Genomic DNA, 16,923 nt, shown 5'->3' with positions numbered 1-16,923 from the left:
TAACATTTATTTATTCAGGTTCTAAATCAGGTAAAATAGCGGTTAAATTTCTCCTATTTTTTACTATAAGACTTGTATTATGCTTCAACGAGAAAACTATAATGATCTGTATGCATTTTTATGTGTTGCACGGGAACAAAACTTCACTAAAGCCGCCACTAAATTAGGTATTTCACAATCTGCGTTAAGTCGTACCATTAAACAGTTGGAATCTCGTTTAGGTATACAACTTTTTGCTCGAACCACCCGCCGATTATCACTCACTCACGCAGGTAACCAGCTTTTTCAAACTGCTGAACAAACATTTTCTAAACTCGATCACGAATTAGCAATGCTAGAGCATTACCGCCAAACTCCGTCTGGACAGGTACGAATCACAGCCTCACAATATGCGATTGATAAAGTGTTATTACCTAAACTCGCTAAATTCCAAACACGATATCCTGATATTCAGCTCGAATTAATCAGCGATACCGCTTTTTCTGATATTATTTCCGAACAATTTGATGCGGGTGTTCGCTTTGGCGATTCAGTTGCTGAAGGAATGATTGCAGTCAGAATTAGCAACGATGAAGAAATGGCGGCTATTGGATCACCTGATTATTTTCATACTCACGGATTTCCCAAAACGCCTTCTGATTTAGCTCATCATCAATGCTTAAATTATCGCTACGCCAGCGGAGCGATGTACCATTGGGACTTCATCGTCAATCACGAGCATATTCAGGTCAAAACACAAGGACAATGGACATTTTCTAATGATTATTCGATTCGAGATGCTGCGAAATTAGGATTAGGACTAGGCTATATCTGTAAAGATTTGGTTCAGAAAGAGTTGGAAAAAGGCGAATTGATTCAAGTGCTAAGCGAATTTAGCTATACCTTTACAGGCTTTCATCTTTATTACCCTCATCGGAATACTTCGCCTGCGCTGAAGTGCGTGATTGATGCGTTAAGGGAATAAAATAAGTGGTTGAGTAAACACTCAGCCACTTATCTTCTATTACCAACCTTTTATCATCGCGCCTTTAAACACTTCATTCGCTTTATTGAACACTTCGTCCGTTTGGTATGCTTTCACAAAGTCTTGCACTGCTGCTGAATCTTTATTATCTGTGCGAGCAACAATGATATTCACATAAGGCGAATCTTTATCTTCAACAAACAAACCATCTTTTGTTGGTGTTAAACCGATTTGCCCAGCATAAGTTGTATTAATCACTGAAAATGTTACATCATCCAGCGTTCTTGGTAACAACGGCGCTTCAATTTCTTTAATCACTAACTGACGAGGATTTTCAATAATATCAACACTTGTCGCTTTTAAACCGGCTTCCGGCTTTAATTTAATTAAGCCTTGTTTCTCAAGCAAAATTAATGCACGAGCTAAATTAGTTGGGTCATTCGGTACAGCAATTGTCTCTCCGTCTTTTAATTCATTCAGCGCTTTAATCTTCTTAGAATACGCGGCAATCGGATAGACAAATGAATTACCGACCGAAACCAATTTATAGCCTTTTTCTTTAATTTGATTATCTAAATAAGGTTGATGTTGAAACGCATTTAAATCTAAGTCGCCTTTATTTAGCGCTTCGTTTGGTGTCGCATAATCGGTAAACACCACTAATTCAACCTCACGCTGATATTTTTCTTTAGCGACTTTTACCGCCACTTCCATTACCTGATGTTCCGGCCCTGAAATCACACCGACTTTTAATTTTTCTTGTTTTTCATTACAAGCGGTTAAAAATACCGAACAAATTGCAACTGCACTTAATACATTTTTTAATTTCATTTTATTCTCCTTCATTTAGAAAAGTTCCGGCCCTGAAATCACACCGACTTTTAATTTTTCTTGTTTTTCATTACAAGCGGTTAAAAATACCGAACAAATTGCAACTGCACTTAATACATTTTTTAATTTCATTTTATTCTCCTTCATTTAGAAAAAAGCGGTAATTTTTGCAAAAAATCCACAAAATCTTACCGCTTATCATTTATTACCAGCCTTTTACAATACCGCCAGGGAAGTGTTTAAGCCCTTCTTGGTACACTTCTTCAGTTTGGAATGCTTTGACAAAGTCTTTAATTGCTGGATTGTCTTTGTTGTCTTCACGAGAAACGATCAAATTCACATACGGTGAATCTTTCGCTTCAACAATCACACCGTCTTTTTCCGGTGTTAAACCTGCTTGACCTGCATAGTTATTATTAATGATTGCAAGATCTACATCATCTAATGCACGTGTTAATAATGCCGTATCTACTTGAGTGATTTTCACCTTTTTCGGGTTTTCAACAATGTCGATTTCGGTTGCATAAAGATTTGTCGGATCTTTTAATTTGATCACGCCGTTTGCTTGTAATAGCAGTAATGAACGGCCTACTGTACTTAGTTCATTTGAGATGGCAATTTTTGCGCCTTCTTTTAAGTCAGCAATCGCTTTTAGTGCTTTTGAATAACCTGCGATTGGAAATACAAACGTATTTGCTTGCGCAACAAATTTGTAACCCTTCTCTTTCATTTCACGCTCAAAGAACGGTACTGACTGGAAGACATTGATATCCAAATCACCGTGGCTTAATGCGTAGTTCGGTTGAGTATATTCACTAAATTCAACCAACTTCACATCTAAGTTATATTTTTCTTTTGCGATACGAGCCGCCACTTCGTTTACTTGCGCTTCAGGGCCTTGCATCACACCAACCGTTAATGTTCTTGCTTCTACTTTTGCCGTATCTGCTGCTTTCTCTTCTTTACAACCGGTTAATGTTAAAGCTGAAACAACGGCTAAACCAAATAATTTTTTGATATTCATAGAGTAAACCTCTCAATCTAGATAAAAAATAAGCGGTAAAATTCTCTCATTTTTTTGCAAAATTTAGATAAAATCTCACCGCTTGTTTGAGTAACAATTGGAATCAATAAATGATTACCAACCTTTTACTACACCATCTTTAAAGTGTTTTTGCGCTTCGCCAAACACTTCTTCAGTTTGGAATGCATTCACAAAGTTTTTCACTGCTTCGCTGTCTTTGTTGTCTTCACGTGCCACAATGATATTTACATACGGAGAATCTTTATCTTCTACAAAAATACCGTCATTCGCACTTAAACCGACTTGACCTGCGTAAGTATTGTTTACTACCGCTAAATCCACATCATCTAATGCTTTTGCCGCCACTGAAGTATCCACTTCTTTGATGTTTAATTTTTTCGGATTTTCAACAATATCTAATGTAGTTGAGAATAAATTTGTATTGTCTTTTAACTTGATTAAGCCTTGTTTCTCTAAAAGAATTAATGCACGAGCAAGGTTTGAAGGGTCGTTAGGTACTGCCACTACAGATCCTTCTGCTAACTCCGCAACGTTTTTAACTTTCTTAGAATAACCCGCAAGTGGGAATACAAAGGTATTACCTACGATTTCAAGGTTAGTTAAGCCTTTTGATTGGCTGTCTTTATCTAAATACGGTTTGTGCTGGAAAGCGTTCGCATCTAAATCACCTTTGCTTACCGCCGTATTTGGTAACGCATAGTCATTGAATAATACGAATTCCACTTCTAAACCGTATTTTTGTTTCGCCACTTGTGCCGCTTTTTCCGCCACAGTATGTTCCGGACCAGACATTACGCCGACTTTAATTTTTGACGTTGCTTGTGCAGCATCCGCTTTCTTCTCTTCGTTACAGCCGGTTAATGCCAAAGCAGACACTAACGCCACACCTAATACTTTCTTGAAATTCATAGGAAAACTCCTTTTTAATGTTGTGTTTAACGATGATCGTAACGTTTTGCGAGGTTATCGCCGATTTTTTGGCTAATCATCACAATCGCTACAATAATAATTGTTGAGATCCATTTTACATAGACCATGTTACGGTGTTCACCGTAACTGATGGCAAGGTTACCCAAACCACCGCCGCCAACTGCACCCGCCATTGCCGAATAACCGATTAAAGCGACTAGGGTTAACGTGATGCCGTTGATTAAAATCGGAAGTGATTCCGGTAAATAGAATTTACGAACCACCTGCCAATTGGTTGATCCCATTGATTTCGCCGCTTCGGTTAAACCGGCTGGGATTTCTAATAACGCATTTGAAGTTAAACGCGCAAAAAATGGAATTGCCGAAACGCTTAACGGCACAATCGCCGCCGTTGTACCTAACGTTGTCCCTACCAATAAACGGGTAAAAGGTAACAACACGACTAACAAAATAATAAACGGAACAGAACGACCGATATTGATAACAACATCTAATACCTGATGTAAACGTGGATTCTCTAAAATCTCACCTTTGCCGGTTAAGAATGCTAAGAAACCGATCGGTAAGCCGACTACTACGGCAAGTAAAGTCGCTGCAAAGCCCATATAGAGCGTTTCAAGCGTTGAAGTGCCGACTAAACCCCACATTTGAGGTGTGAGTTCTTGCATAAAACTATCCCACATAACCTAACACCTCCACTTTTACATTATTATCAATTAAATAGAATTTGGCTTCTGCAATCGAATCATTATTACCGGTAACTTCCGCAATCACAAAACCGAATTTAACACCGCCCGCATAATCAATTTGCGACATTAAGATACTGAAATCAATACCGAATTTTTTCGATGCAATAGAAAGTAACGGCGCATCCACCGAACGACCGGTAAATTCAAATTTAATAATCGGTTTCCCGTTTGGCGTTTGATGCTCAGAAAGCTGCTCGGTATATTCCGCCGGTAATTCGTAATGGAATGTCGATTGAATAAATTTCTGTGCCAATTCCGTTTTCGGATTAGAGAAAATTTCACTGACCGAACCGGTTTCAATTAATTGACCTTTATCGATCACAGCCACTCGATCACAAATACGTTTTACCACTTCCATTTCATGGGTAATCAATAAAATGGTTAAGCCTAAACGCTTATTAATGTCTTTTAATAACTGTAAAATCGATTGTGTTGTCGCCGGATCTAATGCACTTGTCGCTTCATCGCATAATAAAACGTGCGGATCACTTGCCAACGCACGGGCAATCGCTACACGTTGTTTCTGACCACCGGATAAATTGCTCGGATAAACGTCTTTACGTTCAGTTAAGCCGACCAATTCAATCAATTCATTTACTTTCTTCTCGATCTGATCTTTCGGCGTATTGCTTAACGTTAACGGTAATGCAATATTTTCATATACCGTATGTGAAGCCAACAAATTAAAATGCTGGAAAATCATCGCAATATTACGGCGAGCTAAAATTAGCTCTTTTTCCGACATTGCGGTCAAATCCTGCCCGTCCACAATCACACTGCCGATCGTTGGACGTTCAAGTAAATTCACACAGCGAATAAGCGTACTTTTGCCCGCACCACTCGCCCCGATTACGCCGTAAATTGTCCCCTTCGGCACCTCAAGGTTTACATTGTCTAAGGCGGTAATCTTTTTACCCTTTACCTCAAACTGTTTGCTGATATTTTTCAGCTGAATCATAACTCTATATCCACACTATAAATCAAATTAAATTAGCTAGTTATTTTAGACGTCTAGAATGCTATGTCAATTCACTAAACCAGTTTTTTTATACCGAAAAGGAATAAAAAAGCATTCAATCATTCTAAGAACAAAAAAAGCGGTGAAATTTGCAAAATTTTTTACAAATTACTCATTCTTGATACATAAGGATTTAATTGTCGAATATATGGATTTTTTTGCTATAAATTCATAATGTGAAACAGATCACACATACACGTTTTATATACTGCTATTATCCATTTGCATATTAAAGCGCATGTCTATTTATCAAGCAGAAATGTTATTTAATAGTTACATTTAACTTTAAGGAGTTTTATATGAAAACTAGTAAAAGAACTTTTTTAAAATCACTTTTAGCAGTTTCCATTCTTGCTATTAGTGGCTTACATTCAGGTTTTACCTATGCTAAATCTACAGATAACCTTAAATTAGGTTTCTTAGTAAAACAACCTGAAGAACCATGGTTCCAAACAGAATGGCGTTTTGCTGATAAAGCCGCTCAAGATTTAGGGGATGTTGAAATCATAAAAATTGCTGTTCCGGATGGAGAAAAAACCTTAAATGCTATAGATAATTTAGCTGCTAATGGTGCGAAAGGATTTGTGATTTGTACTCCCGATCCAAAACTGGGTCCAGCAATTATGGCAAAAGCGAGATCTTATGATCTTAAAGTCATTACTGTTGATGATCAGTTTTTAAATGCCGCTGGTGAGCCAATGACTAATGTGCCTTTAATTATGATGGCAGCAACCGAAATCGGTGAACGTCAAGGTCAAGAACTCTATAAAGAAATGCAAAAGCGTAATTGGGATGTAAAAGACACCGCAGTGCTTGCTATTACAGCAGATGAATTGGATACAGCCCGCCGCCGCACTGAAGGCTCTATTGATGCATTAATAAAAGCTGGCTTCCCTGCTGAAAAAATTTATAAATCTCCAACAAAAAGCAATGATATTCCGGGAGCTTTAGATGCCGCTAATTCAATGTTAGTGCAACATCCTGAAGTCAAAAATTGGCTTATTGTCGGTATGAATGACAATACCGTTTTAGGCGGAGTAAGAGCAACAGAAGGACAAGGTTTTAAAGCTGAAAATGTTATCGGCATTGGTATTAACGGTACAGATGCAGTTAATGAGCTTTCTAAGCCAAAAGTAACCGGTTTTATAGGTTCATTATTACCTAGCCCAGATGTTCATGGCTATCGTAGTACGGAAATGTTATACAAATGGGTGAAAGAAGGTGTAGAACCGCCAAAATACACTCCTATTGGTGATCCAGTATTACTTAATCGTGAAAACTTTAAAGTGGAACTGGATAAAAAAGGTCTTTAACTTTAGATAAAATAACAAGAATTCAGTAAGGAGGATATATGGTCGCATATTTAGAATTTGACAATATTCATAAAGAATTTCCCGGTGTTAAAGCTTTAAAAGGCGTTTCATTTAAATGTTACGAAGGAAAAGTACATGCATTAATGGGGGAAAATGGGGCGGGAAAATCCACCTTACTGAAAATATTAAGTGGCAACTATCCCGCAACTCAAGGGAAATTACACATTGGCGGTAGAACGGTAAATTTCCGTAATACCAAAGATGCTTTGTTAGCCGGTGTTGCCATTATTTATCAGGAATTAAATATTGTTCCTGAAATGACGGTTGCCGAAAACCTTTGCTTAGGGCAATTTCCACATACTTTTGGCATCGTGAACCAAAAGGAACTGGAAGAAAATGCTCAATTTTATTTAGATAAACTTGAACTGAATATTTCACCATCCACTCAGCTTAAAGATTTATCTATCGGTCAATGGCAGATGATTGAAATTGCCAAAGCATTAAGCCGAGGAGCAAAAGTAATTGCTTTTGACGAGCCAACCAGTAGTTTATCCGCGCCTGAAATTGAAAAATTATTTTCAGTTATTAATGAGTTAAAAGCTGAAGGGAAAGTCATTTTATATATTTCTCACCGAATGGAAGAAATCTTTAGAATCAGTGACGAAATCACTGTATTAAAAGATGGCCAATTTGTACAAACGTTTTCCGATTTATCCAAAATTACGAATGATGATCTCGTTCGTAGTATGGTCGGACGTAATTTAGGGGACATTTACCATTATCGTTCTCGAGAGTTAGGCGAAGAACGTTTAAAAATATCTCATTTATCAGGCTCGGCGCTTAAAGGAGATTTTAATTTAAATGTAAAAGCTGGAGAAGTTTTAGGTTTATTTGGTTTAGTAGGTGCCGGACGTTCGGAATTACTTAAAGTCATTTTTGGTGCAGATAAAATTACACAAGGTACTATTGAATTAGACGGACAAATATTAACTATCCATTCTCCTAAAGATGCGATTACTAACGGAATTGTACTTTGCCCGGAAGACCGCAAAAAAGAAGGTATTATTCCAACCGCTACGGTGGGAGAAAATATCAATATCAGTGCTAGACGTTTGCATAACTTTATGAAATTTATCATTAATGATAAATGGGAAAAGCAAAACGCTGAATTTCAGCGTGAACAAATGAATGTAAAAACACCTTCCGTGGAACAATTAATCGTGAATTTATCGGGAGGTAATCAGCAAAAGGCTATTTTAGGCAGATGGTTATCCGAAAATGTTAAAGTTTTATTGTTAGATGAACCAACACGAGGAATTGATGTAGGAGCAAAATCAGAAATTTATGATTTAATTTTTAAACTTGCGGACGAAAAATTGGCCATTATCGTAGTATCTAGTGACTTACCCGAAGTGATTGGTTTATCCGATAGAATTATGGTAATGAAAGGGCAACAAATTACGGGAGAAGTGAGTCGAGAAGATGCAACGGAAGCCGGTATTTTAAAACTTGCTATGGTTAATAATAACTAGAAGTTTTACTGATGAGGAATATATTATGTCAGAAACAATTATGACAAATGCAAAATCAGCTAGTGTAATCAACAAAGTTTGGACTGCTTATGGAATGTTACTGATTTTCTTCACAATTTTTATTGCAGCTTGTATTTTTGTACCTAATTTTGCAACTGCAATAAATATGAAAGGTTTAGGTCTAGCAATATCAATGAGCGGTATGGTGGCTTGCGGAATGTTATTCTGTTTAGCAGCCGGTGAAATTGACTTATCCGTTGCATCCGTGATCGCCTGTGCTGGAGTAGTTACGGCTGTTGTTATCAATCAAACACAAAGTGTATGGATTGGTATTGTAGCAGGTGTTGGCTTAGGGATTGCTGTCGGATTACTAAATGGTTTTATTATTGCCAAACTAAAAATTAACTCATTAATTACCACGCTTGCAAGTATGCAGATTGCACGTGGTTTAGGTTATATCATATCTGACGGTAAAGCTGTCGGTATTACTAAAGAAGAGTTTTTCGAAATCGGTTATCAAAATTTCTTAGGAGTACCTCTTCCTATTTGGTTTACAATCGTTTGCTTTATAATCTTCGGTTTTTTACTTAGCAAGACAACATACGGACGTAATACGTTAGCTATCGGTGGTAATCAAGAAGCCGCTCGTTTAGCCGGTATCAATGTAGATCGTACCAAGTTAATGATTTTTGTCGTATCCGGATTTATCTCTGCCGTAGCGGGTGTAATTTTAGCCGCCCGAATGACTAGTGGACAACCAATGACTTCCGTTGGTTTTGAATTAACCGCAATATCTGCTTGTGTCTTAGGCGGTGTTTCACTAACTGGCGGTGTAGGTAGAATTTCATTTGTAATTGCCGGCGTACTTATTTTAGGTACGATTGAGAATGTAATGAATCTGCTTAATATTTCTCCGTTTGCTCAATATGTTGTACGCGGTTTGATCTTGATGACAGCAGTGATTTTTGATAAATATAAACAAAAAATATTTAAATAAAATCATTGAGATCAATATGGGTCAACACAAGCAGAATTCACAAAATAATCCATTACTACCGGGGTACGACTTTAACGCTTATTTAGTGGCAGGTTGTACCCAAATCGAAAAATCAAATGAACTCGATTTTCCTATTTACCGTCCTCACGGTATGAATGGTTACATTTTAAATTTAACCATAAAAGGAAAAGGTTCCGTTTTTCATGGAGATCACCAATTTGACTGTAATGTTGGTGATCTCCTTTTATTTCCGCCTAATGCTATACACGATTATCAGCGTTCTCCCGATTCCGATTCTTGGCATCATCAGTGGATCTATTTTAGAGCCAGAACATTATGGAAAGACTGGCTAAACTGGAGTAATACAATCCAGAATGTAGGCAGGCTAACTATTCCCGATCAAAAGACTTACCAAAATATTCTCTCTTTATTTCAAAAAATCGAAAAAGAATATAATTCTAATCGTTTGTTTTCAGAAGCAATGTCTATGAGTTTGCTTGAACAATTAATTATTACTTGTATTGAATTGGAACCCTCTAATCAAACAAGAAAAATTGAGCCTAGAATTTTAGATGTGTGTAATCTGATCTCACAAAATATTCACTTAAACCATAAAATTGAAGAATTAGCTGCTCATGTACATATTTCTTCTTCTCGCCTAACACACTTATTCGTAGAACAAATCGGTACAAGCATTATTAAGTGGAGAGAAGAACAAAGAATGATTAGAGCCAGACATTTATTACATACATCAAATGCCCCTATTTATCATATAGCTCGTCAATTAGGCTATGACGACCAACTCTATTTTGCTCGATTATTCAAACGCTACACGGGTTTAAGCCCCTCTGCTTTCAGAGATTCCAGATAAAATGTGATCTTATTCTCATTTAAAATAATGTAGCTGTTTTGTCCATATAAATAGCCATTTACCCCCTAACCATATTTAAATATGGGTGCTAGTCTAACCATATATTAAATATGGTTTAGGGGTAACTATTATGTCAAACGCACAAAAAGCAATTATTGACGGCAATATTTCTCTTGGTATTGAATTTGGCTCAACACGCATTAAAGCGGTCTTAATTGATTCCAGAGGTAATATATTATCTGTCGGTGGATTTAATTGGGAGAACCATTTTATCGATGGTGTATGGACATATCCTTTAGAAGAAGTTTGGAATGGCGTTCAATCCGCTTTCAAACAACTAGCCGAAAGCGTACAACAGCAATACGGATGCCCACTAACAAAAATAGCGAATATCGGTATCAGTGCGATGATGCATGGCTATTTAGCTTTCAATAAACAAAACGAATTACTTGTTCCCTTCCGTACTTGGCGAAATAATTTTACAGCCCAAGCATCTCATGAATTAACTAAACTGTTTAATTACAATATTCCGCAACGTTGGAGTATTGCTCATCTTTACCAAGCTATTTTAAATAATGAATCTCATCTAGCCGAAGTTGATTTTATTACGACTTTAGCAGGCTATGTCCATTGGCAATTAACCGGAGAGAAAGTTCTTGGTATCGGCGATGCTTCAGGAATGTTTCCTATTGATTTAGTAAGCAAAAATTACCATCCGAATATGTTAAATCAATTCGATAACAAAATCGCAAATAAAGGCTTTAATTGGTCTATTTCACACATTTTACCTCAAGTGTTGGTTGCAGGAGAAAAGGCGGGAGTTTTAACTGAACAAGGGGCATTATTACTTGATCCTACAGGTAGATTACAAGCCGGTTCTACACTTTGTCCTCCAGAAGGCGATGCCGGAACAGGAATGGTTGCAACAAATAGTATCTCTGAAAAAACAGGAAATATTTCAGCCGGTACATCCGCCTTTGCGATGATTGTATTGCAACAAGAACTCTCTAAGGTATATGAAGAATTAGATATGGTTACCACGCCAACCGGCAAACTGGTTGCCATGGCGCATTCCAATAACTGTTCCTCGGATATTAATGCTTGGGTTGGTTTATTTAAAGAAATACTTACTGCACTAAACCTACCCTGCGATACCGATGCGCTATATCAAACGCTATTTTTAAAAGCGTTAGAAGCTGATCCTGATTGCGGTAAATTACTCTCTTACGGATTCTATTCAGGTGAGCACATTGTCGGTTTATCTGAAGGTTGCCCTACTTTCATGCATCCTGCCGATGCCCATTTCAATTTAGCTAATTTTATGAGAGTTCATCTCTATACCGCCTTTGCTGCTATGAAAATCGGTATGGATATTTTAATGAAGCAAGAAAAAGTCGAAATTACTCAAATTCTTGGTCATGGCGGCATTTTTAAAACAGAAAATGTGGCTCAAAAGATCTTAGCATCCGCTTTAAATGTACCGATTGCCACCATGCAAACCGCAGGTGAAGGTGGTGCTTGGGGAATTGCTTTACTTGCCAATTATCTAAACGAATACAAAAAAGGTTATTCACTAGATGATTACCTGAATCAACAAATTTTTAATTCGACATCAATTTCGGTTGCAGAACCCGATGTAGAAATATCTAAAGGATATGAAGCATTTATGCAACGTTATAGAAAAGGAATCGAGGTCGTTAAAGAAGCCGTTTTAGCATTCAAAGCATAAGGAGTTTTTATGGAATTTATCAAATCACTTGAAGCTTGGTTTATTGTTGGAAGCCAACACTTATACGGACCGGAAGCGTTGAAACAAGTCGAAGCCGATGCAAAAGAAATTGTAAATTATCTAAATCAACAAAACCCGTTTGTAAAAATTAAATTAAAACCTGTTGCTACTACACCAGAAGAAGTATTCTCAGTATGTAAGGAAGCCAATAATCAAGAAAACTGTATTGGCGTGATCGCATGGATGCACACTTTCTCACCGGCTAAAATGTGGATTGCTGGTTTACAAGCATTTTCTAAACCACTAGTTCAGTTCCATACCCAATTTAATCGTCATATTCCATGGAATAACATTGATATGGACTATATGAATTTACATCAAACCGCACATGGTGATCGTGAATTCGGTTTCTTAGTATCTCGCTTACGTTTACCAAGAACTATTGTTGTAGGTCATTGGCAAGATAAAAGCGTAATAGAAAAATTAGATCGCTGGATGCGAGTTGCTGTCGCAATTTATGATCATAAACAACTAAAAATTGCTCGTTTTGGCGATAATATGCGTGAAGTTGCAGTGACTGAAGGTGACAAGGTAGAAGCTCAAAGAGTCTTCGGTTACAGCGTAAACGGGTATGGTGTTTACGAACTTGCCGAAGCGATTAATGCCGTTTCTGATGATGATGTTAGTAAATTATTAGCAGAATATGACCGCTTGTATCAAGTTGAAGAAGCATTGCAAGCAAATGGTTCGGCAAGAGAATCTCTTGCCTATTCCGCACGTATTGAAATCGGTTTAAAAACTTTCTTAGATAACGGTGGATTTAAAACATTTACTGATAATTTCCAAAACCTAAACGGTATTAAACAATTACCGGGCTTAGCGGTACAACGTTTAATGGAACAAGGTTACGGTTTTGGCGGAGAGGGCGATTGGAAAACAGCCGCACTCGTGCGTGCAGTTAAGGTTATGGGTTACGGTTTACCAAACGGTTCTTCATTTATGGAAGATTATACTTATGATTTAGATGAACAGAACCAAGTTGTACTAGGTGCTCACATGTTAGAAGTTTGCCCTTCTATTGCTCAAGATAAAGCTAAATTAGCTATTCGCCCATTAGGCATCGGTGGTAAATCCGATCCGGTACGTTTAATTTTTAGCGGAAAAGTAGGTAAAGCAGTAAATGCAACTGTCGTAGATATGGGAGAGCGTTTTAGAATGGTAGTCGCCGATCTAGATGCTATCGCCCCACCAAATCAAATGCCAAATTTACCGGTTGGACACGCTTTTTGGAAATTACACCCAAATTTTGATGTAGGAACTCAAGCATGGATTCTTGCCGGAGGTGCCCATCATAGTGCGTTTAGTTTAGATATTGATGCGGAAATGCTACGTACATTTGCCGAGTATTTTGGTGTTGAATTTATCCATATCAATCAACATACCGAATTACCTCAGCTTAAAAATGAACTACGTTGGAATGATTTAGCTTATAAATTTGCTAAATAAATATAAAATATCCCCCATTCTATTTTCATAAAATGGGGGATGAAATTTTACGCCTTACGCCACGTTGTGCCGTTTGGTGTGTCTTCCAGCACGATATTCATTGCTTTTAGCTTATCACGCACTTCATCGGCAACAGCCCAGTTTTTCGCTGCTTTTGCTTCGTTGCGTTGTTTGATTAATGCTTCGATTTCCGCAACTTCATCATTATCCGCATCGCCTTGTAAAAACGCTTCCGGATCTTGATAGAGTAAACCTAATACGCCGGCTAATTCTTTTAAACGCACCGCTAACCCGTTCGCTTTCGCCACATCTTCGGTTTTAAGTTTATTCACTTCACGTGCGATTTCAAATAACACCGCTAATGCGCCCGGTGTATTGAAATCATCATCCATTGCCGCTTTAAATGCTTCAACATATTGTTCGCCGCCTACGGCTTCAACCGATAAATCGCAACCACGTAATGAAGTGTATAAACGTTCTAACGCCGAACGAGCTAAATCCAAATTATCTAAGCTGTAATTTAATAGGCTACGATAATGCGCAGTTAAGAAGAAGTAACGTAAAGTTTCCGACTCATATTTTTCTAACATGGTACGAATCGTGAAGAAATTGCCGAGTGATTTTGACATTTTCTCATCATCAATCGTTAACATACCGGTGTGTAACCAGTAATTCACATAATCACCGCCATGTGCGCAGCAAGATTGCGCAATTTCGTTTTCGTGGTGAGGGAACATTAAGTCCGAGCCACCGCCGTGAATATCAAAATGTTCGCCTAACTCTTTGCTGTTCATTGCCGAACATTCGATATGCCAACCCGGGCGACCGTTGCCCCACGGACTTTGCCAACTCGGCTCGCCTTCTTTCGACATTTTCCATAACACGAAATCCATCGGATTTTTCTTCACCGATTTAATTTCAACACGTGCGCCCGCTTGTAATTGTTCTAAATTTTGTCGAGATAACGCACCGTATTTTTTGAAGCTTTCCACATCAAACATTACATCGCCGTCCGCCGCTACGTAAGCGTGGCCATTTGCGATCAGCTTTTCCACCATCGCTACAATTTCCGGAATATGTTTAGTTGCACGAGGCTCAACATCCGGGCGAAGAATATTCAGATCATCAAAATCTTTATGCATTTCGGCAATCATACGATCGACTAATTGATCGCAAGTTTCGTTGTTTTCTAATGCACGTTTGATGATTTTATCGTCCACATCGGTAATGTTACGCACATAACGCAAGTTATAGCCTAAATAACGTAAATAACGTGCAATCACGTCAAATGAAACAAAAGTACGTCCGTGCCCAAAGTGACAGAGATCGTAAACCGTAACACCGCAGACATACATACCAATTTGGTTCGGGTTAATCGGTTTAAATTCTTCTTTTTCACGTTTTAAAGTGTTATAAATTTTGAGCATAGTATCCTCTGTACTGATTTGTTATCGCAATGTTGAGAAGTATAGCGAATAAGCGGTCTAATTTTGAGATTTTTTTGCAATTTCCCGTAAACTTTTTAATAATAACGCACCAAACTTCCCTTTCTCTTTTATAAGGAAATCTAAATGATTACATTACATACGAATTTCGGTGACATTAAAATCGAACTTAACTTTGAAAAAGCACCGGTAACCGCAAAAAACTTTGAAGATTACTGCAAAGAAGGTTTCTATAGCGGCACAATTTTCCACCGTGTGATTGACGGCTTTATGATTCAAGGCGGCGGTATGACTTCAGGTTTAATTGAAAAAGCAACCAAAGCGCCGATTCAAAACGAAGCGAACAACCGTTTAAGCAACAAACGCGGCACACTTGCCATGGCACGTACTTCTGATCCGCATTCAGCAAGCTCACAGTTCTTTATCAACGTAGCGGACAATACTTTCTTAGATTACCGTTCAAAAGAAATGTTTGGTCGTGAAGTAGTTCAAGAATGGGGCTATGCGGTATTCGGTGAAGTAGTTGAAGGTATGGACGTGGTTGATAAAATCAAAGGCGTGAAAACTGGCAACAAAGGCTTCCACCAAGACGTACCGGTTGAAGATGTAGTAATTGAATCGGTTACCGTTGCCTAATCGCAAAATCCATTAGAAATTTGACCGCTTGCACTCAACACAAGCGGTCAAATTTTTTATAATTCTGCAAAATGGAATCATCTTTCATAAAAGTAACAAAACTATGCAAATTTATCTCGTTGGCGGCGCTGTCCGTGATCAGTTATTAAACTTACCGGTAAAAGATCGGGATTATCTGGTGGTCGGCGCAACGCCCGAACAATTATTAGCGCAAGGCTATCAGCAAGTCGGCAATGACTTTCCCGTTTTTTTACATCCAAAAACCAAAGAAGAATATGCGCTAGCCCGCCAAGAACGTAAAAACGGGGTCGGCTATAATGGTTTTCTCTGCGACTTTTCACCGGATGTCACCCTCGAACAAGATTTAATTCGCCGAGATTTAACTATTAATGCGATTGCCCAAGATGCAAGCGGTCAAATTTTTGACCCTTACGGCGGTAAACAAGATTTAGCAAATCGCCTGCTTCGTCATATTTCGCCGGCATTTAGTGAAGATCCTCTGCGAGTTTTAAGAGTAGCTCGCTTTGCCGCCCGTTTCCATTCGCTTGGCTTTAAGATCGCCCCTGAAACGGTAAAATTAATGCAAGAAATGACCGCTTGTGGTGAATTGGCTCACTTAACTGCGGAGCGTGTTTGGTTAGAAACCCAAAAAGCGTTTGCAACGGATAATCCGCAAATCTATTTTGAAGTATTACGAGAAATCGGCGCATTAGCCGTATTATTTCCGGAATTCGATCGCTTATTCGGTGTACCTCAACCCGAGCAACATCACCCTGAAATTGATAGTGGGGTTCATACCTTACTGGTAATTGAGCAAGCCAAAAGACTTGCAAAAAATGCAGAAAATCCGACCGCTTTACTCTGGGCTGCACTTTGCCACGATTTAGGCAAAGGGTTAACCGAAAAAGACATTCTCCCACATCATTACGGGCACGAAGTAAAAGGTGTCAAACCGGCTCGAGAACTTTCAAATCGCCTGAAAGTGTCAACAGACGTAAAAGATTTCGCCATTTTGGTCACTGAATACCACACCCACTGCCATAAAATGGCGGAGCTGCGTCCGGAAACCGTATTAAAAGTATTTAATGCACTTGATATATGGCGTAAACCGCAACGTTTCTGTGATTTTTTACTCGCTTGTGAAGCGGATGCTCGTGGCAGATTAGGTTTTGAAAATAGGGAATATCCACAAGCTGAACTTGCTAAATGGTATTTTAAAGTAGCAGCCCAAGTAGATGTACAAGCTGTGATTCAAGACGGTTTTGAAAAAAAAGCAATCAGGGAAGAGTTGAATAAGCGGCGAATTACAGCAATAAAAATAATAAAACCCAATGTATAAAACAAGGAGCCTTCTGAT

Annotated in this window: 15 protein-coding genes; 9 read left to right on the top strand and 6 right to left on the bottom strand. The window is 38.3% G+C overall.

The features are described 5' to 3' along the window. Nucleotides 1-79: 79 nt before the first annotated feature. Entirely contained in the window at nt 80-964 is an 885-nt protein-coding gene (locus tag ASU1_RS02170; protein ID WP_014991205.1) for a LysR family transcriptional regulator, read from the top strand. Nucleotides 965-1,003: 39 nt separating this feature from the next. Here ASU1_RS02170 and metQ read toward each other — a convergent pair whose 3' ends face one another. The 5 genes from metQ to metN form a co-directional block, all read right to left on the bottom strand. Further along, complete coding sequence (gene metQ / locus ASU1_RS02165) at nt 1,004-1,795, bottom strand: methionine ABC transporter substrate-binding lipoprotein MetQ (protein WP_014991204.1); 792 nt, start codon at nt 1,793-1,795, stop codon at nt 1,004-1,006. A 205-nt stretch (nt 1,796-2,000) separates the two neighbouring features. Next, on the bottom strand, nt 2,001-2,819 hold the full coding sequence (locus tag ASU1_RS02160) for a MetQ/NlpA family ABC transporter substrate-binding protein (RefSeq protein WP_014991203.1): 819 nt from the start codon (nt 2,817-2,819) through the stop codon (nt 2,001-2,003). Between the two features lie 114 nt (nt 2,820-2,933). Beyond that, complete coding sequence (locus tag ASU1_RS02155; RefSeq protein ID WP_014991202.1) at nt 2,934-3,749, bottom strand: MetQ/NlpA family lipoprotein; 816 nt, start codon at nt 3,747-3,749, stop codon at nt 2,934-2,936. A 26-nt stretch (nt 3,750-3,775) separates the two neighbouring features. Beyond that, nucleotides 3,776-4,453: a methionine ABC transporter permease gene (locus ASU1_RS02150; RefSeq protein WP_014991201.1), complete on the bottom strand. Its 678-nt coding sequence runs from the start codon at nt 4,451-4,453 to the stop codon at nt 3,776-3,778. Beyond that, nucleotides 4,443-5,477, bottom strand: a complete 1,035-nt coding sequence (metN, locus tag ASU1_RS02145) for a methionine ABC transporter ATP-binding protein MetN (RefSeq protein WP_014991200.1) — start codon at nt 5,475-5,477, stop codon at nt 4,443-4,445. Before metN ends, ASU1_RS02150 begins: the two co-directional genes overlap by 11 nt. Before the next feature lie 359 nt (nt 5,478-5,836). Between metN and ASU1_RS02140 the strand changes: the two genes are divergently transcribed. From ASU1_RS02140 to araA, 6 genes are all read left to right on the top strand, one after another. Further along, the gene (locus tag ASU1_RS02140) at nt 5,837-6,850 is read left to right on the top strand and encodes an arabinose ABC transporter substrate-binding protein (RefSeq protein WP_014991199.1); all 1,014 of its coding nucleotides are present in this window, start codon (nt 5,837-5,839) and stop codon (nt 6,848-6,850) included. A gap of 38 nt (nt 6,851-6,888) precedes the next feature. Next, nucleotides 6,889-8,382 carry an L-arabinose ABC transporter ATP-binding protein AraG gene (gene araG / locus ASU1_RS02135; RefSeq protein WP_014991198.1) on the top strand — a complete coding sequence of 498 codons (1,494 nt, stop codon included), beginning with the start codon at nt 6,889-6,891 and terminating at the stop codon, nt 8,380-8,382. Nucleotides 8,383-8,407: 25 nt separating this feature from the next. Continuing rightward, on the top strand, nt 8,408-9,379 hold the full coding sequence (gene araH, locus ASU1_RS02130) for an L-arabinose ABC transporter permease AraH (protein ID WP_014991197.1): 972 nt from the start codon (nt 8,408-8,410) through the stop codon (nt 9,377-9,379). A gap of 16 nt (nt 9,380-9,395) precedes the next feature. Further along, nucleotides 9,396-10,250, top strand: a complete 855-nt coding sequence (gene araC, locus ASU1_RS02125; protein ID WP_039195696.1) for an arabinose operon transcriptional regulator AraC — start codon at nt 9,396-9,398, stop codon at nt 10,248-10,250. 130 nt (nt 10,251-10,380) lie between these two features. Beyond that, nucleotides 10,381-11,979 carry a xylulokinase gene (locus ASU1_RS02120; RefSeq protein WP_014991195.1) on the top strand — a complete coding sequence of 533 codons (1,599 nt, stop codon included), beginning with the start codon at nt 10,381-10,383 and terminating at the stop codon, nt 11,977-11,979. A gap of 9 nt (nt 11,980-11,988) precedes the next feature. Continuing rightward, nucleotides 11,989-13,485: an L-arabinose isomerase gene (gene araA, locus ASU1_RS02115; RefSeq protein ID WP_014991194.1), complete on the top strand. Its 1,497-nt coding sequence runs from the start codon at nt 11,989-11,991 to the stop codon at nt 13,483-13,485. A gap of 47 nt (nt 13,486-13,532) precedes the next feature. On the opposite strand, the gene cysS is transcribed toward araA, so the two are convergent. Further along, a complete protein-coding gene (gene cysS / locus ASU1_RS02110) occupies nt 13,533-14,912 on the bottom strand; it encodes a cysteine--tRNA ligase (RefSeq protein ID WP_039194938.1) in 1,380 nt (459 codons plus the stop codon). A gap of 144 nt (nt 14,913-15,056) precedes the next feature. Here cysS and ASU1_RS02105 point away from each other — a divergent pair, with 144 nt between their 5' ends. Both ASU1_RS02105 and ASU1_RS02100 read left to right on the top strand, forming a co-directional pair. After that, the gene (locus tag ASU1_RS02105; protein WP_005597566.1) at nt 15,057-15,566 is read left to right on the top strand and encodes a peptidylprolyl isomerase; all 510 of its coding nucleotides are present in this window, start codon (nt 15,057-15,059) and stop codon (nt 15,564-15,566) included. Nucleotides 15,567-15,669: 103 nt separating this feature from the next. Beyond that, complete coding sequence (locus ASU1_RS02100; RefSeq protein WP_005597568.1) at nt 15,670-16,905, top strand: multifunctional CCA addition/repair protein; 1,236 nt, start codon at nt 15,670-15,672, stop codon at nt 16,903-16,905. Nucleotides 16,906-16,923 lie beyond the last annotated feature (18 nt).

This window comes from Actinobacillus suis ATCC 33415 (assembly GCF_000739435.1).
GTDB lineage: Bacteria > Pseudomonadota > Gammaproteobacteria > Enterobacterales > Pasteurellaceae > Actinobacillus > Actinobacillus suis.
Note: the sequence above shows the minus strand (reverse complement) of the source record. Positions and strands in the feature narration are given on the sequence as shown.